Source organism: Nocardioides sp. Leaf374, assembly GCF_916862475.1.
Taxonomy (GTDB): domain Bacteria; phylum Actinomycetota; class Actinomycetes; order Propionibacteriales; family Nocardioidaceae; genus Nocardioides; species Nocardioides kribbensis.
This window is the reverse complement of record NZ_CAKASO010000056.1, coordinates 1-18,079: the sequence shown is the minus strand read 5'-3', so window position 1 is coordinate 18,079 and position 18,079 is coordinate 1. Positions and strand designations below refer to the sequence as shown.

General features: G+C 73.9%; 19 protein-coding genes, 1 rRNA gene and 1 pseudogene. 5 read left to right on the top strand and 16 right to left on the bottom strand.

Annotated elements, in window-relative coordinates; genetic code table 11:
• Window positions 1–1,518: pseudogene (locus LPA27_RS17925) on the top strand (hypothetical protein); the annotation flags it as partial.
• Window position 1,519: 1 nt separating this feature from the next.
• On the opposite strand, the gene LPA27_RS17920 reads toward LPA27_RS17925, so the two are convergent.
• The 5 genes from LPA27_RS17920 to ftsE all read right to left on the bottom strand — a co-directional run bounded on the left by LPA27_RS17920 (window position 1,520) and on the right by ftsE (window position 5,894).
• Entirely contained in the window at window positions 1,520–2,389 is an 870-nt protein-coding gene (locus LPA27_RS17920) for an amidohydrolase family protein (RefSeq protein WP_228943310.1), read from the bottom strand.
• Window positions 2,382–2,861: an SsrA-binding protein SmpB gene (gene smpB, locus LPA27_RS17915; RefSeq protein ID WP_056863617.1), complete on the bottom strand. Its 480-nt coding sequence runs from the start codon at window positions 2,859–2,861 to the stop codon at window positions 2,382–2,384. The genes LPA27_RS17920 and smpB overlap by 8 nt, the downstream gene beginning before the upstream one ends.
• Before the next feature lie 37 nt (window positions 2,862–2,898).
• A complete protein-coding gene (locus LPA27_RS17910) occupies window positions 2,899–4,080 on the bottom strand; it encodes a peptidoglycan DD-metalloendopeptidase family protein (protein WP_228943309.1) in 1,182 nt (393 codons plus the stop codon).
• A 140-nt stretch (window positions 4,081–4,220) separates the two neighbouring features.
• Window positions 4,221–5,135 (bottom strand): permease-like cell division protein FtsX, encoded by a 915-nt coding sequence (ftsX, locus tag LPA27_RS17905; protein WP_056863615.1) that lies wholly within the window; start codon window positions 5,133–5,135, stop codon window positions 4,221–4,223.
• 69 nt (window positions 5,136–5,204) lie between these two features.
• Complete coding sequence (gene ftsE / locus LPA27_RS17900) at window positions 5,205–5,894, bottom strand: cell division ATP-binding protein FtsE (RefSeq protein WP_056864531.1); 690 nt, start codon at window positions 5,892–5,894, stop codon at window positions 5,205–5,207.
• Window positions 5,895–5,972: 78 nt separating this feature from the next.
• Between ftsE and LPA27_RS17895 the strand changes: the two genes are divergently transcribed.
• Window positions 5,973–6,644, top strand: a complete 672-nt coding sequence (locus tag LPA27_RS17895; RefSeq protein ID WP_228943308.1) for a hypothetical protein — start codon at window positions 5,973–5,975, stop codon at window positions 6,642–6,644.
• 118 nt (window positions 6,645–6,762) lie between these two features.
• Window positions 6,763–8,598 (top strand): hypothetical protein, encoded by a 1,836-nt coding sequence (locus tag LPA27_RS17890; RefSeq protein WP_228943307.1) that lies wholly within the window; start codon window positions 6,763–6,765, stop codon window positions 8,596–8,598.
• Between the two features lie 12 nt (window positions 8,599–8,610).
• Here LPA27_RS17890 and prfB read toward each other — a convergent pair whose 3' ends face one another.
• Both prfB and LPA27_RS17880 read right to left on the bottom strand, forming a co-directional pair.
• Window positions 8,611–9,729 (bottom strand): peptide chain release factor 2, encoded by a 1,119-nt coding sequence (gene prfB, locus LPA27_RS17885; protein ID WP_056863612.1) that lies wholly within the window; start codon window positions 9,727–9,729, stop codon window positions 8,611–8,613.
• A 32-nt stretch (window positions 9,730–9,761) separates the two neighbouring features.
• Window positions 9,762–10,262, bottom strand: a complete 501-nt coding sequence (locus LPA27_RS17880) for a CAP domain-containing protein (protein WP_228943306.1) — start codon at window positions 10,260–10,262, stop codon at window positions 9,762–9,764.
• Window positions 10,263–10,360: 98 nt separating this feature from the next.
• Here LPA27_RS17880 and LPA27_RS17875 point away from each other — a divergent pair, with 98 nt between their 5' ends.
• On the top strand, window positions 10,361–11,278 hold the full coding sequence (locus LPA27_RS17875; RefSeq protein ID WP_228943305.1) for an alpha/beta hydrolase family protein: 918 nt from the start codon (window positions 10,361–10,363) through the stop codon (window positions 11,276–11,278).
• Between the two features lie 18 nt (window positions 11,279–11,296).
• Entirely contained in the window at window positions 11,297–12,232 is a 936-nt protein-coding gene (locus LPA27_RS17870) for a calcium-binding protein (RefSeq protein WP_228943304.1), read from the top strand.
• Between the two features lie 18 nt (window positions 12,233–12,250).
• On the opposite strand, the gene LPA27_RS17865 is transcribed toward LPA27_RS17870, so the two are convergent.
• From LPA27_RS17865 to rrf, 9 genes are all read right to left on the bottom strand, one after another.
• Complete coding sequence (locus LPA27_RS17865) at window positions 12,251–12,697, bottom strand: pilus assembly protein TadG-related protein (RefSeq protein WP_228943303.1); 447 nt, start codon at window positions 12,695–12,697, stop codon at window positions 12,251–12,253.
• A complete protein-coding gene (locus LPA27_RS17860; protein WP_228943302.1) occupies window positions 12,694–13,143 on the bottom strand; it encodes a hypothetical protein in 450 nt (149 codons plus the stop codon). The genes LPA27_RS17865 and LPA27_RS17860 overlap by 4 nt, the downstream gene beginning before the upstream one ends.
• Complete coding sequence (locus LPA27_RS17855; protein WP_228943301.1) at window positions 13,140–13,535, bottom strand: TadE/TadG family type IV pilus assembly protein; 396 nt, start codon at window positions 13,533–13,535, stop codon at window positions 13,140–13,142. Before LPA27_RS17855 ends, LPA27_RS17860 begins: the two co-directional genes overlap by 4 nt.
• Window positions 13,535–13,744: a hypothetical protein gene (locus tag LPA27_RS17850; protein ID WP_228943311.1), complete on the bottom strand. Its 210-nt coding sequence runs from the start codon at window positions 13,742–13,744 to the stop codon at window positions 13,535–13,537. Before LPA27_RS17850 ends, LPA27_RS17855 begins: the two co-directional genes overlap by 1 nt.
• 33 nt (window positions 13,745–13,777) lie before the next feature.
• Entirely contained in the window at window positions 13,778–14,725 is a 948-nt protein-coding gene (locus LPA27_RS17845) for a type II secretion system F family protein (RefSeq protein ID WP_228943300.1), read from the bottom strand.
• Window positions 14,722–15,576 carry a type II secretion system F family protein gene (locus LPA27_RS17840; RefSeq protein WP_056903509.1) on the bottom strand — a complete coding sequence of 285 codons (855 nt, stop codon included), beginning with the start codon at window positions 15,574–15,576 and terminating at the stop codon, window positions 14,722–14,724. Before LPA27_RS17840 ends, LPA27_RS17845 begins: the two co-directional genes overlap by 4 nt.
• The gene (locus tag LPA27_RS17835) at window positions 15,576–16,847 is read right to left on the bottom strand and encodes a CpaF family protein (RefSeq protein ID WP_228943299.1); all 1,272 of its coding nucleotides are present in this window, start codon (window positions 16,845–16,847) and stop codon (window positions 15,576–15,578) included. Before LPA27_RS17835 ends, LPA27_RS17840 begins: the two co-directional genes overlap by 1 nt.
• A 155-nt stretch (window positions 16,848–17,002) precedes the next feature.
• Entirely contained in the window at window positions 17,003–17,626 is a 624-nt protein-coding gene (locus LPA27_RS17830) for a hypothetical protein (protein WP_228943298.1), read from the bottom strand.
• A 377-nt stretch (window positions 17,627–18,003) separates the two neighbouring features.
• Window positions 18,004–18,079: ribosomal RNA gene (gene rrf / locus LPA27_RS17825) — 5S ribosomal RNA — on the bottom strand; the annotation flags it as partial.

The following is an 18,079-nucleotide window of genomic DNA, read 5'->3' as shown; positions in this document are numbered from 1 at the left end:
TTGGCCCTGGCGTTGGAGATGTCGCCGGTCAACGCCGGCTGCAACCTCGCCGAGGTCATGGAGCTGGTCCACCGCCTGCCCCGCATCTGGGCGATGGTGGACGACCTCACCCTCCCCGGCTGGCGGGCGCGCCGGATCGCCTCCCAGACCCAGGTGCTCAACGACACCGGTGCCGCGTTCGTGGACCGCAAGGTCGCCGCCCTCGGCCCCCGCGTGCAGAGCCTCGGCGCGCGGCGCATCGAGCTGTTCGTCGCCGAAGCAGCCGCCAGGCACGACCCCCACGCCCAGGCCGCCCTCGAAGAACGAGCCCACGGTGGGTGGAACGTGAGGGTGACCCACGACATCGACCGCGGCTCCGCCTCCGGCACCTCCTGGCTCGAGGCCACCGGCGACACCCAAGACCTCACCCGCTTCCACGACCTCATCTGCGCCACCGCCGCCGAGCTCGGCCGCCACCAAACCTCGACCGGAGCAGTAGTCGAGTCCCTCGAGGTCCGCAAGGCCCGCGCCATCGGCGTCATCACCGACCGCGCCCAAGGGTTGACCGCGCTGGACTCGGTGGAGCCCACGACTGCCAAGGAACGGGTCGTCTACCTCCACCTGCGCCCCGAGGACCTCGAGCGTGCCGAGACCCTCGCCGCCCTCGACGCCACCCGCATGAACGGAGAAGAACCAGCGCTGGAGGAGCCCCCGCCACCCACCGAGGCCCCGGCGGAAGAGCCCCCACCCGACCCCCGGGACCTCCCCACCCCCGTAGACCACGAGACCGTCCCCGCGGGACAGGCCACGGCCCCGGTGGCTGAGGAGCCAGCGCAGCGAGCGTCTCGAAGCCCCGCCGCAGGCAAAGCCCCCGAGACCACCGCCGGACAGGCCCCGGCCCCAGTGGCTGAGGAGCGAGCGCAGCGAGCGTCTCGAAGCCAAGCCCCGGCCACCGACGAACAGCCCGCGAACGAGCAGCCCGCCGACGAGCACCCTGCGGGCGACCCGTACCGCACCACTGGACCCGACCTACGCCCCACGCCGGTCCATCGCCACCACGAGACCAGCCACCTGTCCCAGATCGACCGCACCGGACCACCACCCGGCACCGCGGTCGTCGAGGGCCTCGGCGTCGTCTCCACCACCACCCTGCGCCGCTGGCTGGACGGCACCAAGGTCTACGTGCGCCCCGTCCTCGACCTCGACCCCACCACCGCCGGCGCCGTCGACCGACACGACCCACCACCCTGGATGCGCGAACACGTCACCCTGCGCGACCCACGCTGCGTCTTCCCCGGCTGCACCGTGCCCTCACGACGCTGCGACCTCGACCACATCACCCCCTACCGACCCCTCGACCACGGCGGACGCCCCGGCCAGACCCACCCCTCGAACCTCGCGCCCCTGTGCCGCCACCACCACCGCCTCAAGACCACCGGCTCCGAGGGCAACCCACCCTGGAGCTACCACCGCGCCCCCGACGGCACCTACACCTGGACCAACCCCCACGGCTGGACCACCCTCGTCCGCGCCGGGTGACTCAGGCGGGACCGAGCAGCCGCATCCCGTTGTGCCAGCACACGTCGCGCAGCCAGTCCTCGCCCAGGTCGAGGCGGGCCAGCGACTCCAGCTGGTGGGCGTAGGGGTAGGGGATGGTCGGGAAGTCGGTGCCGAGCAGCACCCGGGGCTGCAGGTCGCGCAGCCGCTCGGTGAGCCCGTCGGGGTAGTCGGTGTCCCAGAAGTCGGTGAAGACCATGGTGGTGTCGAGGTGGACCCGCTCGTAGCGCGCGGCCAGGTCGGCGAAGTCGAGGTAGTCCGGCGCCCCGAGGTGTGCGGCGACCACGGTGAGCCGGGGGTGGGCCGCCAGCAGCCGCGCCATCGGCGCGGGTCCGGTGAAGCCGTTGCCGACCGGTGCGTGGCCGGCGTGCACCACCACGGGTGTGCCGGCGTCCTCGAGCGCGCCCCACGCCGGGGTCAGCAGCGGGTCGTCGAGGTCGAACTCCCCCACCTGCACGTGCACCTTGAACACCTCGACGCCCGCCTCGATCGACGCGGCGACGTAGTCGCCGACCTCGGGCTCGGGGTAGAAGGTGGCCGACCACAGCGACTCCGGCACGTCGCGCTTGAAGCCCGCGGCCCACTCGTTGAGGAAGCCGGCGATGCCGGGGCGGTGGGCGTAGGGCAGCGTCGAGAAGCGCCGCACCCCCATCGCGCGCAGCAGCGCGACGCGCTCCTCGACGGGCAGGCGGTAGCGGATGGGCCAGGGCCGGCCGATCTTCGGGCCGGCAGCGTCGAAGACGGCGTGGACCTTGTGCTCCACCGGGGGCGCGAGGAAGTGGGTGTGCACGTCGTACAGCCCGGGCAGGCCGAGGCCCTCCCAGAACGCGCGCACCGGCGCGACGTCAGTCACGCATGCCCTTCATCCGGCGACCCACGGCCTGCTCGGTCTCGCGCACGGCCTGGCGCTCGGCGAGCGCGTGGCGCTTGTCCCAGGTCTTCTTGCCCTTGGCGGTGGCGATCTCGACCTTGGCCCGGCCGTCGAGGAAGTACAGCGACAGCGGCACGATCGTCAGGCCCTTCTCCGAGACCCGCCGCTCGATCTTGTCGATCTCGACCCGGTTGAGCAGCAGCTTGCGCTTGCGGCGCGCGGAGTGGTTGGTCCAGGTGCCCTGGGAGTACTCCGGGATGTGCACGCCGTGCAGCCACGCCTCGTCGCGGTCGATGTCGACGAAGCCGTCCACGAGCGACGCGCGCCCCTGGCGCAGCGACTTCACCTCGGTGCCGACGAGCACCAGGCCCGCCTCGTAGACGTCCTCGATGAGGTAGTCGTGACGCGCCTTCTTGTTCTGCGCGATGAGCTTGCGCCCCTGCTCCCTGGCCATCCGTCCATTGTCCCAGGTCGGGTCAATCGGGTTGCGGTCACATCCAGGTCATGGGGTCCACGGCGTTGCCGTTGACCAGCACGGTGTAGTGCAGGTGGCAGCCGGTGGACCACCCGGTGTCGCCGACGTAGCCCACGATCTCCCCGGTCGAGACCCGGTCGCCGACGTCCACGCGGTAGCCGGAGGCGTGGTTGTAGACGACGGTGAGGTTCTTGCCGTTGACCTGGCCCAGGTTGACGTAGAGCCGGTTGCCGTAGACCGAGGAGTAGTACTTCGAGATCACGGTGCCGTCGCCGGAGGCGCGCATGCCCTCGCCGCAGGCGACGCCGAAGTCGGTGCCGTCGTGCAGGCTGTAGTAGCCGTAGATGGGGTGGGTGCGCATCCCGAAGGGCGAGGTGACCGGGCCGGTCACCGGCGGCAGCAGGAAGCCGTCGGCCGACGCCGAGACGCTCGTCCCGCGCGAGGCACGCGCAGCCTCCATGATCTGCTGCTTGATCCGGGCCTCCTGGTTGCGCAGCCGCGAGAGCAGCGCGCGGTCCTTGGCCAGCGCCGCCGACGCCTCGCGCCGCGCGTCGAGGCGTACGGCGACCTTGTCGCGCACCTTCTCGCGCCCGGCCACGGCCTGGGCGGTGAGGGCGCGCATCGTCGCGAGGTTGGCCGCAGCCGCCTCGCGCTGCTGCGCCACGTCGTCGCGGGCCTCGGAGAGCTGGTCCTCGCGCACCTGGAGCAGGACCTCGGCGGCGTCGAGCTCGTCGTAGACCTCGGTCTGGTTGCTCGAGATGACGCGGTCGGTCTGCTGCTGGCGGGTGAGGTCGCCCAGGGAGCCGGAGTTCATCAGAGCGGTGAGCGACATCAGCTGCGGGTCGCCCTGCTGGTAGAGCTCGTTGACCGAGTCGGTCACCTCGGTGCGCTGGTCGGCGAGGGCCTGCTGGCCCTCGGCGAGGTCGCTCTCGGCGGTGGACAGCCGGTCCTCGGCCTTGGCCAGGGCCTCGGCCATCTCGGCGTCGCGCTCGCGCGCCGCGTCGAGCCGCTCGCGCACGGCGGCGAGCTCGGCGACCGCGGCGTCCAGCTCGGCCTGGGCGGCGTCGAGGGCGCCCTGGGCCCGGCGCATCGCGGCGCTGGTCTCGTCGAGCTCGTCGTGGGCGCGCTCGATCTGCTTCTCGACCTGCTTCTGCTGGTCCTGGAGGTCGTCGTCTGCCTGGGCGAATGGGACGGCCACGGCGCCGGTCGCCAGCGCTGAGGTCGCGAGGACCAACGCCAGGCGACGGCGGGCGGCGCTGGGGAAGGAGCGCACGTCATGCCTTCGACTGATCGGGGACTGCTCGGGGAAGAGAGCGGGTCGACGGTAACCCGCCGGGCTCAGACCTTGAGGTATTTGCGCGTCAGCAGGAGTGTCGGCAGCAGGGTGAGCACCGGCCCGAGGACGGCCACGACGGCCACGGTCAGCAGGTAGTCGTCGACGCCCACCCACGGGATGAAGCCCAGGTAGTCGGTGAACCGCTGCTCCACGCCGAAGTACATGAACGCCCCCAGCGAGACCACCGAGAGCCCCACCGCGACCAACGCGGTCACCACCGCCTCGAGCAGGAACGGCAGCGCGATGTAGACCGTCGAGGCGCCCACCAGGCGCATGATCCCGATCTCCTTGCGTCGGGCGAAGGCCGCCAGCCGGATGGTGTTGGCCACCAGCAGCAGCGCGGCCACGACCAGGAAGACGGCGACCCCGAGCGAGCCGACCTGCATCGCGGTCATGATCTTGAGCAGCGGCGCGATCACCTCCCGCTGGTCGCGCACGTTGGCGACGCCGTCGAGCCCGACGATCTCGCTGGTGATGCCCTGGTACTCGTCGCGGTCCTTGAGCGTGATCCACAGCGACTCGGCCAGGTCGTCCTCGGTGAGGATCGCGTTGGGCCCCTCGAAGCGGTCGGCCTCGTCGGGCCCCAGCAGCTCCTTGGCCTTAGCGAAGGCCGTGGCCTGCGACTCGAAGTAGTAGGACTCGACCTCGGGGTTGGCCTCGACGACCCGCTCGATCTCCTCCTTCTGCTGGTCGGTCACGGCGCTCTGGCAGTTCGGGTCGGGGTCGTCGGAGCGGCAGAGGAAGGCGGTGATCTGCAGCTCGCTGCCCCACTGGTCGACGGCCTTCTCGGCCTGGGCGCGCACCAGCAGCCCCAGTCCGACGAGGGTGAGGGACACGAACAGGGTGAGGATCACCGCCAGGTGCATGGAGAGGTTGCGTCGCAGGCCCTGGCCGAGGTTCGAGAAGACGTAGCGCATGAGGGGAGGGAGATCTCCTGAGGTGGTCCGGGCCGCGGCCCGGGGGTGTGTCGGTCCCGGAGGGACAGGTCAGTGCTGGAAGCCGTAGACGCCCTGGGCGTGGTCGCGGATGACCCGGCCGTCCTCGAGCTCGATGACGCGCTTGCGCATCTGGTCGACGATGCCGTGGTCGTGGGTGGCCATGACCACCGTGGTGCCGGTGCGGTTGATCCGGTCGAGCAGCTTCATGATCCCGACCGACGTGGTCGGGTCGAGGTTGCCGGTCGGCTCGTCGGCGATGAGGATCATCGGCCGGTTGACGAAGGCGCGGGCGATCGCGACGCGCTGCTGCTCACCGCCGGAGAGTTCGTCGGGCATCCGGTCGGCCTTGCCCTCGAGACCCACGAGCTCCAGCGTCTCCGGCACCGTCGAGCGGACCTCGGAGCGCGACTTGCCGATCACCTCGAGGGCGAAGGCGACGTTCTCGGCCACCGACTTGTTCTGCAGCAGCCGGAAGTCCTGGAAGACGGTGCCGATCTGGCGCCGCAGCCGCGGCACCTTCCAGCCCGCCAGACGGTTGATCTCCTTGCCGGCGACGTAGACGCGACCGTCGGTGGGCCGCATCTCGCGCAGCACCAGGCGCAGGGCCGTGGACTTGCCCGAGCCCGAGGCGCCGACGAGGAAGACGAACTCGCCCTTCTCGACGTCGACGCTGACCTGGTCGAGGGCGGGCGCGCCCGTGCCGGGGTAGGTCTTGGTCACCTTCTCGAAGCGAATCACCCGCAGGAGCGTACGCCAGGGCACCACCCGCGTGGGGACCTCGACGCCCGCCCCGGCGACGCTCGTATCGTGGCTCACATGACCGCCTCCGGCCGCCCCCTCGCGGGTCGCACCACGACCGCCGCCCGGCTGGGCGCCACGGCGCTCGCCCTCGTCGTGGCCCTGACCGCGTGCACCGGCGGCGACGACGCGCCCGCACCGAGCGAGCCCACCCCGTCGGCGTCGCCGGCCCCGCCGGCGGGCCTGGCCGACCTCGACACCACGACCCTGGCCGTGACCCGCGGCGACCTGTGCCCGACCGTCGACCCCGCGGCGGTCGAGGACGCGCTGGGCGGGGCGCCGGCCGACGCCGAGTCCTACGGCAACGGCCAGCGCGTCGAGCTGACCGGGGGCGTGCGCGACGTCGCCCACGAGTGGAGCTGCACCTGGAGCGGCGCGGGCCGCGAGGCGGCGCGGGCCTGGGTCTTCGCTCCCCCGGTGCCGAAGGACCGGGCTCGGCAGCTGGTCCGCACGCTGGCCACCGCCGACGGCTGCGCCCGCCCGCGCCAGGCCGAGCAGTACGGCGCCCCCTCGCTCGGCCTGGTCTGCGAGGCCGGACCCGTCACCCGCGTCCAGTACGCCGGCCTCTTCGGCGACGCCTGGCTCTCCTGCTCGCTCACCCTCCCGCGCTCCACCGAGCGGGCCGACCTCCTCGAGCGCGGCAGCCGCTGGTGCGCCGCCGTGGCGCTGGCCGGCTCCGCCACCTCCTGAGCCCTCGACGCTGACCTCCCGACGCTGACCTCCCGCCCGCGGGCGGGCACGGATCCGGGCGAAGCCGCCCGCAAGAGGGTCCCGCGCGACTAGCCTCCCGGCGGGAGGGAGACCCGTCATGTCGCTGCGCCACCACGCCCGGCCCGGTCCACGCCGCACGATCGTCGCGACGCTGGCCGTGCTCGCCTGCCTCGCCGGCACGCTCGCCGGCGCCGGCGCTTCGCCGGCCCCCGCAACCGCCCCCGCCCCCGACCCGGCGTCCCCGGCGCCCGGCACCTCCCGACTCCTCCCCGCCCCGGCGGGCGGCGAGCGCGCCGTGCGCCTGCTGGGCGGGCGTCTCGACGAGGCCGCGGCACGCAACGACCTCACCGCCACCGCGCTGGTCGACCTGCTGACCGGCGACCCCACGGTCCGCGTCGACGAGCGCGGCAGGGTCCTCTTCCGCGACGTCGACCCGCACCGGCCCGAGCCCGCCGAGGCCCCCGACGCCACCCGCGAGGCGCAGGCCCTCGCGGCCCCCTTCCCCGACGACCAGACCTTCGCGCTGCACAGCCTCCCCGGCTCGCGGCGCACGATCTACCTCGACGTCGACGGCGGCACCGTGGCCGGCACGGCGTGGAACGACGCGTCCTTCCCCGACGGCGCCGTCACCGGCTACGACCTCGACGGCGACCCGTCCACCTTCTCCGCCGCCGAGCGCGCCGTGGTGCAGGTCGTGTGGCAGCGCGTCGCCGAGGACTTCGCGTCCTTCGACGTCGACGTCACCACCGAGGCGCCCCCACCCGGTCGCATCGACCGCTCCGGGGAGGCCGACCAGGAGTACGGCACGGTCGCCATGATCACCGGCGACACCCGCGCCCACGCCGCGATCTGCGGCGACCCCGGCTGCACCGGTGTGGCCTACCTCGACGTCTTCGACGCCACCCGCAGCCACGCCCGCTACCAGCCCGCCTGGGCCTTCACCGCCTACTACGACGACGTCGCCAGCATCGCCGAGACCGTCTCCCACGAGGTCGGCCACAACCTCTCGCTGAGCCACGACGGCTACGGCACCCGGGACTACTACGGCGGCCACGGCCTCTGGGGCCCCATCATGGGCTCGACCGGTCGCCCGGTCGTGCAGTGGAGCCAGGGCTCCTACGCCGGGGCCACCAGCACCGAGGACGACCTGGCCCTCATCGCCACCCACGGCCTGCCGCTGCGCGCCGACGAGGCCGGGGCCGACATCGCCACCGCGGCCGCCGCGCCGCCCGCGGGGCCGGCGTACATCACGACGCGGGAGGACGTGGACGTGTTCGCGCTCGGCCCGTGCACCGGGCCCGTCTCCGTCACCGGTGCGACCGCGCTGGCCAGCCCCGACCTCGACCTCGAGCTGAGCCTCCTCGACGCCTCCGGCGCCACGCTGGCCACGGCCGACCCGCTGGTGCAGTCGGTGCAGGGCCGGCTGACCGGGATGGGGGCCACCGTGTCGCTGCCGGTCTCCGACGAGCCGCTGTGGGTGGCCGTCGACGGCGTCGGCGCGGGCGGCTGGAGCACGGGCTACGACGACTACGGCAGCCTGGGCTCCTACGTGCTCTCGGTGGTCGGCGCCTGCGCCGACAGCAGCGAGCAGCCCGACCCGGTCCCCGACCCGGTCGAGGTCACGGCGCCGGGTGCGCCGGTGCTCGACGGGGTGCGGCCCGGCCGGTCCGGGCGGCCGCTGACCCTCGCGGTGCGCTGGACGCCGTCGGTCGACGACGGCGGCTTCGCGGTGACCGGGTGGCGGGTCACCGCCCAGCGTCTCGACCGCGACGGTGCCGTGGTGCGCACCAGCACCGGCCCGCTGCTCTCCCCCGAGCGCCGGCGCGCGAGCCTGCGGCTCGGCGCGGGGCGCTACCGCCTCGCGGTGACGGCGCTCAACGCGCAGGGCGCGAGCCCGCTCAGCGCGTGGTCCCGGGTGGTGCGGCCGCGCTGAGCGGTCGGGCGGTCAGTTCTCGTCGGCCTTCTCGCTGCCGCGGCGCCAGCGGATGCCGGCCTCGAGGAAGCCGTCGAGGTCGCCGTCGAAGACCGCGGAGGGGTTGCCCGACTCGTAGGTCGTGCGCAGGTCCTTGACCACCTGGTAGGGGTTGAGGACGTAGTTGCGCATCTGGTCGCCCCACGAGGCCTGCACGTCGCCGCGCAGCCCGTCGAGGTGGGCCTTCTCCTCGGCCTTCTTCAGCGCCAGCAGCTTGGCCTTGAGCACCACCATGGCGCTGGCCTTGTTCTGCAGCTGGCTCTTCTCGTTCTGGCACGACACGACGGTGCCGGTGGGGATGTGGGTCAGCCGCACCGCGGAGTCGGTGGTGTTGACCGACTGCCCGCCCGGGCCGCCGGAGCGGTAGACGTCGACGCGGATCTCCTCGTCGGGCACGTCGATCTCGTCGGTCTGCTCGAGCACGGGCACGACCTCGACCGCCGCGAAGGAGGTCTGGCGGCGGCCCTGGTTGTCGAAGGGGCTGATCCGCACGAGGCGGTGGGTGCCGGCCTCGACGCTCAGCGTGCCGTAGGTGTAGGCCCCGTGGACCGCGAAGGTGGCCGACTTCAGCCCGGCCTCCTCGGCGTAGGAGGTGTCGAAGACCTCGACGGGGTAGCTGTGCTGCTCGGCCCAGCGGGTGTACATGCGCAGCAGCATCTCGGCGAAGTCAGCGGCGTCGACGCCGCCGGCGCCAGCGCGGATGGTCACGAGCGCCTCGCGCGCGTCGTACTCGCCGTTGAGCAGGGTGCGGACCTCGAGGCCCTCGACCGCGGCCTTGATCTTGCCCAGCTCGCGCTCGGCCTCGGCCAGCGAGTCGGCGTCGCCCTCCTCCTGGCCCAGCTCCGCGAGGATGCCGAGGTCCTCGATGCGGCTCTCCAGGGCGGCGAAGCGGTCGACCTGGCCCTGGAGGTCGGAGAGGCGACCGGTCACGCGGGTCGCGTTGGACTGGTCGTCCCAGAGGTCGGGCGCCGCCACCTGCTCGGCGAGGTCGGCGATCTCCTTGTGCATGGCGCCGATGTCGAGCACCTGCTCGATGGTGCGCATCGTCGCCTGGAGCTGCTTGATCTCGGTGTCGTAATCGGGTCCTGCCACGGGCCCAGGGTACGTCCCCGGGCGAGCGGGGCCTACTTGCGACCGAAGACCTGGGCGACGTACCAGGTGCCGTCGTCGTCGGTGCGCGCCGCGAGGCCGACCAGGCGGTAGGACGGCTCGAGGATGTTGGCGCGGTGCCCGGGCGAGTCCATCCACGCCGCGACGACCGCCTTGCCGCCGGCGTAGCCGTAGGCGACGTTCTCCCCCACGCTGCGCAGGCCGCAGTCGGAGAGGATCGGCTGGAGGTTCTGGTGGGCCATGGTCTCGTTGGCCGCCATCCAGCGGGCCTGCTTCACGGCGTACTTCTGCACGCACTTCTGGCGCTTCAGGGCGACCAGGTCGCGGTCGGTGCGCTCGCCGTTGGTGTGGCGCACGGCGGCGCCCTGGTAGCGCTGCTGGGCGTCAGTGCCGGCGGCCACGGCTGGTCCGGACGCCGCCACCAGGGCGGCGAGCACGGCGGGCGCGGCCACGAGGGCGGCCAGGCGGGCGAGAGCAGGGCGGGAGGCGGTCGGGGCGGGGGTCCGAGAGTTCACGCACCCCACCGTACGACGAACCGGGCGGGTCGTCCCGGGGTCGGGATACGCCATCGTGGCGATGCGGGCGGGTCGCCGCGTGGTGCAGGCTCGGGCTGGTGCGCCTCTTCCCACAGACCTCGACGGCCCGCGGGCCGCTGCTCCCTGTCCTGCTCACCCTCGCGGCCCTGACCGCGACGCTCCTCCCGCTCGCCGCGCTCGCGCCGCAGCCGGCCCCCGCCGCCGCGGCCGAGCCCCGCCGCTCCGGCTGCGTCGAGGCCAGCGGCCCCTTCCACGTCGGCACCACCACCGTGACCGTGCGCTCGCGCGGCCGCGACCTCCCGGCCACCGTCGCCTACCCCGCGACCTCCGACGGCGTCGGCGCGACGCCGGTGTGCCGGGTCTCCCCGCTGGTCCTAGCCGGCCACGGCTCGGGGGGCGACGGCGCCTCCGCCGCCGCGCTCCACGGCTACCTCGTCGAGGCCGGCTACGTCGTGGCCGCCCCGACCTTCCCCGGCGGGTTCGACATCGCCGGCTACGCCAAGGACGTGCGACGCACCCTCACCACGGTCCGCGCGGTCTCCGACCGCTCCGGCGGTCTGCTCTCCGGCCGCGTCCGCCAGGGCGGCCCGGTGGGCTACATCGGCACGTCGATGGGCGCCATCGTCGGTCTGGCGCTGGTCGACAGCGAGCAGCGCGACGGCCGCATCCGTGCGGTCGTGGCCAAGGCCGGCACGTCCTTCGACCCCACCTTCCGCCCCGTCGGCGGGCCGCCGCTGCTCATGCTCAACGGCGACGCCGACACCGTCATCCCCTACGCCGGCGCCCGCGAGACCTACCAGCAGGCCCGCCGCACCAAGGGCCTCATCACCCTCAGCGGGGTCGGCCACGACCTCGACACCGGCGGCGACCCGGTGCTGCGCACGACCAGCACCGCGTTCCTCGACCGCTTCCTGCGCAGCCGCGACCACGCCCTGGGCCGCCTGCAGCGCATCGTGTCCGACTCCGAGGTCGCCAGCCTGCGCAAGCGGTGGTGAGCGCCTTAACGTAAAGGCGTGATCTCCCACCTCGCCCGCCGGGCACGCCTCGTGACCCTGGCCGTCGGCGCCTCCACTCTCGTCGCCACCTGCCTCGTCGCCCCCGCCGGGGCGCAGGCACCGAGCGGGGCGTGCGACGAGCCCACGCTCCTCGGCACGGCCGGCGACGACCACCTCGTGGGCACCGAGGGACCCGACGTCATCGACGCCGGCGACGGACAGGACGTCGTCGACGGCCTCGGCGGCGACGACGTCCTCTGCGGCGGCGCGGGCGGCGACCGGCTCGACGGCGGCGCCGGCGACGACGTGCTGCTCGGCGGTCTCGACGGGTACGTCGACGCCCCCGAGCCCTACGGCCCCTACCGCATCGGCGACGTGCTGGTCAGCGGACCGGGCGACGACGTCCTCGACGCCGGCCCCGACCCCCGCTCGGGCGAGCCCCTCGACGTGGTCACCTTCGAGGGCTCCGCCACCGCCGTGACCGTGGACCTCGGGGCCGGCACGGCCCACGGCGAGGGCGAGGACCGGCTGGTCGGCCCGTGGGGACGCGTGCACCTCTCCCCCCAGGCCGACGTGCTGCGCGGGTCCGACGTCGTCGACGACGTGCAGGGCGAGGGCGGCGGCGACCGCCTCGCCGGTGGCCCGGGCGACGACCGGCTCAGCCTCCAGGGCGAGGTGGGCCCGGCCGACCCCGCCACGCGCGCCGGCACCGTGCGCGGCGGGGGCGGCGACGACCTCCTCGTCGGCGCCGCCGGGGCCGACCTGCTCCTCGCCGGGCCGGGCGACGACCTGGTCGTGGCGTGGGCCGGCGCCGACGACGTCGACGGCGGTCGGGGCCGGGACCTGCTGCGTGGCCTCGCCGGCGACGACCTGCTGGACGGCGGTCCCGGCCGCGACACCGCCTCGGGCGGGCCGGGTCGCGACCGACTCGTGTCGGTCGAGGTGCGCCGTTGATGGTGGCGAGCCCCGGGCTCAGCCGATGCTCGCCACCGCCGACCCGGTCGCGCCGACCACGGCGCCGCCCGGCGATCCCGGGATGCTCAGCGGGAGGTCGAGCGGGGCGCGCAGCTCGACGGTGACCTCGTCGCTGCCGGGAGCCACGCTCACCGCGACGGCGAGCCCGGGGTACTCGGCGTAGGCGCCCACCTGCTGCAGGTAGGCCTGCACCGCGCCGCGCGCCGTGGCCTCGGTGAGCCGCAGCCGCTCCCCGCCGAGGCCGTCGGTGTAGACCTGCTCGCCGGCGCCGGCGCGGTCGGCCGCGGTCAGCGCGGCCCCGTCGGCGAGGGTGTTGAGGCCGGAGCGGTGCAGGTAGGCCGCGGTGGCGTCGACCACCGCCGCCACGCCCATCAGCAGGACGAAGGCGAAGCCGATGACCAGCAGGCTGATCTGCCCCGACTCGTCCTGGCCCCGCGCCCTCACGACCCCGCCTCCTGGTAGCGACCGATCGGCACCGTGTGGCTGGCGTCGAGGGCGAAGCTGGGCGCTCCCCCGCCCAGGGCGTCGGGCAGCAGCGGCAGCCGCACGCCGGAGTCGACGCGCACGGTCACGACCGAGCCCGGGCTGTGGCAGTCGGGGCTCGGCACGCAGCTGACGGCGACGTCGACCCCGACGTCCTCGAGCCCCTGGTCGGCGAGGGCCTGCCGGGCGGCGGCCTCGGCCCGCTCCCTGCCGGTGGCGTCGTCGGGGGCCAGCGCGAAGGCCCGGCCCGCGGCGCGGGCGGCCTCGCTCACACCGAGCGCTCCGCGCTGCACCTCGAAGACGCTGAGCACGATCCACACGATCGGCACCAGCAGCAGGATGCCGAGCCACACCAGCTCGACGAGCGCACTGCCCGCGTCCTCACCCCTCCCGCGGCGCCGGCTCACGGGGTCGCCCCCTCCACGGTGGGCTCCTCGACGGCGTGGCCCGCGACGTCGAGCTCCACGGCCGGGCCGCCGATGCCGAGCGCCGGCACCCGTGCCGTCACCGTCACCCGGTACGCCGGCGCCCCGTCGAGCAGCACCCGCTCGACCCGCACGTCCTCGGCGTACCGCCCCGCGACCACGCCGGCCACCTGCTCGCGCGCCGCCGCCGCCCCGTCACCGCCGTCGGCGTCGGCGGTCGCGGCGATCCGGGCACCGTCGGCCGCGGCAGCCGCCAGGGTGTTGCGCACGAAGAGGGTCAGCGAGACCTGGAGGACCCCCAGCACCACCGGCACGAGCACGACCAGCACCAGGACGAAGTCGACGACCGCCGAGCCGTCCTCACGCCGACCCACTACTTCACCGAGTTCAGCGCGTCCCGCAGCAGGGCCGTGAGCTGGTCGCGCGCGACCGCCGACAGCGCCACCACCAGGCCCGCGGTCATGACGGTCACCAGCACCCACCCCGGCACGTCACCGCGGCCGTCGCGCCGGCGCCCCGGAGGGGCCAGCCGCAGCCGCAGGAGGAGGAGCAGGCGGAGGAGGAGCAGGGTCGCAGTGGTCACAGGAGGTTCCTTTCCGAGAGGTCGAGCGCCGGGTCAGGGGGCGACCAGGCTGAGGCCCACGACACCGGGCCAGAAGGCGAAGAGCACGGTCACGGGGAGCACGAGGAAGACGACCGGCACCATCATCAGCACCTCGCGGCGCGCCGCCGACTCGATCAGCTCGCGACGCCCCGCCTCCCTCACGTCGGCCGCCTGGGCGTGCAGCACGTCGGCGAGCGGGGTGCCGCGCTCGACGGCGACGGCGATGCCCTGGGCGAAGCGTGAGACCAGCGGCAGCCCGGTGGTCGCCGCGAGCCGGTCGAAGGCCGCGCCCACCGGCTCGCCGGTGCGGATCTGGGCGAGCACGGCGGCGAGGTCGGCGCTCAGCGCTCCCCCGCTGCGCCGCACCACCCGGTCCAGCGCCCCCACCGGGCTCTCCCCCGCGGCCACGGCGAGCGCGAGCAGCTCGGCGAGGGTCGGGAACTCCTCCAGCACCTGCCGCTCCCGCGCGGCGACCTGCGCGGAGAGGCGGTTGTCGCGAGCCAGCACGCCGAGGGCGAAGGCGATCACGCACAGCAGCGCCGACCGCGGAGCGCCCGTGGGGTCCGACAGCGCCTGGAGCAGGCCCCACGCCGCGGCGACGGCGAAGCCGCACAGACCCCACAGCACCTGCTCCACCCGGAACTCCTGCACGGAGGAGTCGAGGGCGGCGCGCTCCAGGCGCCGGCGCACCGAGGAGGCTCCGCCGAGCACCCGCTCGACGGTGGCGGCGAGGCTGCTCACCAGCGGCCCGAAGACCTGTCCCACCACGGTGCTCGACCGGCCGGCGGCCCCACCCGGACGAGCGGCGGCGGTGCCGGCGACCTGCGGGAGGTCGCGCACGTAGGGCAGCACGCGCGGCTCGAGCTGTGGGCGTCGCACCGCACGCACCCTCGCGAGCGTCAGGAGCAGACCAGCCCCCGCCACCGCGCCCAGCACCGCGCCCCACCAGGCCGGCGTCACGACAGGATCCTCCGCTCCGTGGGGAGCCTCCCGATGCGCATCATGACCCGGTAGGCGACGACGCAGGTCACGGCGCCGATGCTCAGCACGACCACGCCGGCCGGCGAGGCGTAGCGTCGGATCACCTCGGACTGGAACGACATCAGGAGCAGCACCAGCCACGGTGCCGCCACCGCGAGTCGGGCGCCGTTCACCGTCCAGGCCTGACGCGACTGCAGCTCCGAGCGGGTGCGCGCGTCCTCGCGCAGGTAGCCGGACAGGTTGCGCAGCAGCCGCCCGAGCTGGCCCCCGCCGACCTCCCTGGCGACCCGCAGGCCCTCGACGACCCGGTCACCGACGGGGTCGGCCAGCCGGGTCTTGAGCCGGTCGAGGCAGTCGCCGAACCTCCCGGTCACCTGGTAGTCGAGCGCGAACTGTGCGAAGGCGTCGCGCAGGGGCTCCGGGCCCCTCGTGGCCAGGTTGGCCAGGGCGTCGGGCAGCGAGAGCCCGGCGCGCACCGCGCTGGCGAGGTTGTCCACCGCCTCGGGCCAGACCTCGGCGAGCTCCGCCTGCCGGGTCCGTGCCCGCCCCGCGACGACGGCCACGGGAAGGTAGGCACCGAGCACACCGAAGGCCAGCGAGACCGGCAGGGTGCGAGATGCCACCTGCACGACCAGGGCCGCGACCGACCCGAGCACGAGGCACAGGACGACGAACGCCGTGACCGACACGTCGGCGAGACCCGCCCTGGCCAGCAGGGTCTCGACCCGGCCCGCGCGCGGCGGGCCGGGGGCGGCGGCGCGCGGCGAGGTGAAGGCCGACCAGACGAGCAGGAGTCCAACGCCGACGCCCAGCCCGACGAGCGCCCCCATCAGGACCGCCGCCCGTAGCCGGCGCTCTCGTCCCCCGCCAGCAGCGCTCGCACATCGATGCCGGCCCGCTCGAAGAGCTCCGGCCGCGGGGCCGACCCGTGGGCGCGGCGCAGCTCCCCGCCCGAGCGCAGGAACACGGGCTCGGTCTCGATCACGTCCTGCTCCACCCTCCCGGGCACCCCGACGATCTCGTTCACCCGCCGCACCCCGGCGCCGTCGACCCCGAGATGGACCACCAGGTCCACCGACGACGCCACGGTCGGCACGACGAAGCGGGCCGAGATGTTCTCCCCCGCCAGGAGTGGGAGGGTGCACATCTTCACCAGCGCCTCACGGGCGCTGTTCGCATGCAGGGTGCACATGCCGGGCAGCCCGGCGTTGAGGGCGAGGAGCAGGTCGAGGCACTCCTCCGCACGCACCTCTCCCACGATGATGCGGCTCGGTCGCATGCGCAGGCTCTCCTTGACCAGGTCGCGCAGCCGGATCTCACCGGTGCCCTCGAGGCCCGCCTGACGGGTCTGCAGCGGCACCCAGTCGGGGTGGGGGAAGCGCAGCTCGTAGACCTCCTCGGCGGAGATCACCCGATCCCCGCCCGGGATGGCCGCGGCCAGGCAGTTGAGCATGGTCGTCTTGCCGGCCTGGGTCCCGCCGGCGACCAGGATGTTCAGCCCGGCGCGCACCGCCGCCTCGAGGAACGTCGCGGCAGGGGCAGTGAGGCTCCCGAGCTCCACGAGGTCACCGAGCCGGGCGGCACGCAGCACGAACTTGCGGATGTTGACCGCCGAGAAGCCGCGCGAGATCCCCTCGAGCACCACGTGCAGGCGGTGGCCCTCGGGCAGCATGGCGTCCACGAAAGGGCTGCTGACGTCGATCCGGCGCCCGCTGGACTTCAGCATCCGCTCCACCAGCTCGGTGACCTGTCTGGGCGACAGCATCAGGTTGGTGAGCTCGTGGCGCCCGTTACGAGCGACGAACACGCGGCTGGGGTCGTTGATCCAGACCTCCTCGACGCTCGGGTCGTCGAGGAGGGGCTGCAGCGGGCCGAAGCCGGACACGCGCGCGACCAGCTCCCCGACCAGGGCCTCGACGTCGACCACGGGGGCCACGGCGCCAGTGAGGCTGCGCTCGTCGTGGTCGCGCACCACACCCTCGGCGATGCGCCGGACGACGGCGGAGTCACGCTGGGGATCGACCCCCTCGCGACGCACGAGCGAGCGCACGTCGACGTCGAGACGCTCCACCAGCTCGTCGTGCGCGGTGCTCTGCGCCATGCGTGTCGCTCCCGTCCCGAGGAGGAGTGAGGTAGGCACCCGGTGCGCCTACCACCACGGTAGGTACGACGGAGTGTTACCGCGACGGGGTGTCCTCAAACTGTGGACAACCCCGGACGGGACGGGTGGGACGTCAGTGACGCACGAGTCGAGCGTCAGTCGCCGAGCTTGCGCTCCAGCGTCGCAGCGCGCTCCGCGGCGTCGGTGAGCTCGTCGGCGTCGATGGCGTGCGTGCGGTGGAACCACTCGAGCGCGTCCTTCTCGCGACCGGCCGCGACGAGGGTGTCGGCGTAGGCGTAGCGCAACCGCACGACCCACGCGGCGCGTGACTTGTTGTTCAGGGGTGCGAGCTCGAGGGTCCGCAGCGCGGCGTCGAACTGCTTCATGTCACGTCGGGCGCCGGCCTCGACGATCGTCATCTCGGCCTTCGCCTCGGGAGCGAAGTTCACCACCGACGGGCTCTTGGCCAGCTTGAGGGCCTGCTCGGGCTGCTTCAGCGCCCGGTGGCAGTCGGCCATGATCGGCAGGTACGCCGTGGCCCCGTTCATCCGCTTCGCCGCGCGCAGCTCCGCCAGGGCCTCGGAGTAGTGGCCGGCGGCGTAGGCCGCCTCCCCGGCCGCCTCACGCACCACGGCGAGCCGCGGTGCGCGGGCGCGTGCGGCCAGTGCGTGCCGGTACGCCGTCTCCGGGTCGTCCTCGATCATCAGACCGGCTGCGGCCAGGTGGCGGGCGATCCTCGAGGCCAGCTTGTCCGGCAGCCCCTTGAGCTGGTTGGCCACCGAGCGGTCGAGCTCGGCCCCGGTGATCTCGTCGGGGAGCTCCGGGCCGTCGTACTCCGCCTGTGAGGCGGTACGGGGCTCCTGCTGGCGATCAGCCGGGCGCTTCCAGTCGCTCTTGCGACCAGGGCGGTCGCCCTGCGCACGCTGGGGCCCGCCGCTGCGACCGCCGGCCGCCGAGCGACCGCGGCCCCCGGCGGATCCACCCTGACCCGATCCACCCTGAGCAGAGCGCCCCTGGCTCGATCCTCGCTGGTCACTGCTGCGACCACCGCTGCGTGCGGGGCGCTGGTTACCGCGTCGCTCGTCGGCCACGGGGGTCACTCTCCTCGGTGTAAATGTCGTAGAGGCCACCCGAAGGTGGCCTCTACGAAGTGTATGTCCGGCGGCGTCCTACTCTCCCACAACCTCTCGGTTGCAGTACCATCGGCGCTGAAAGGCTTAACTTCCGGGTTC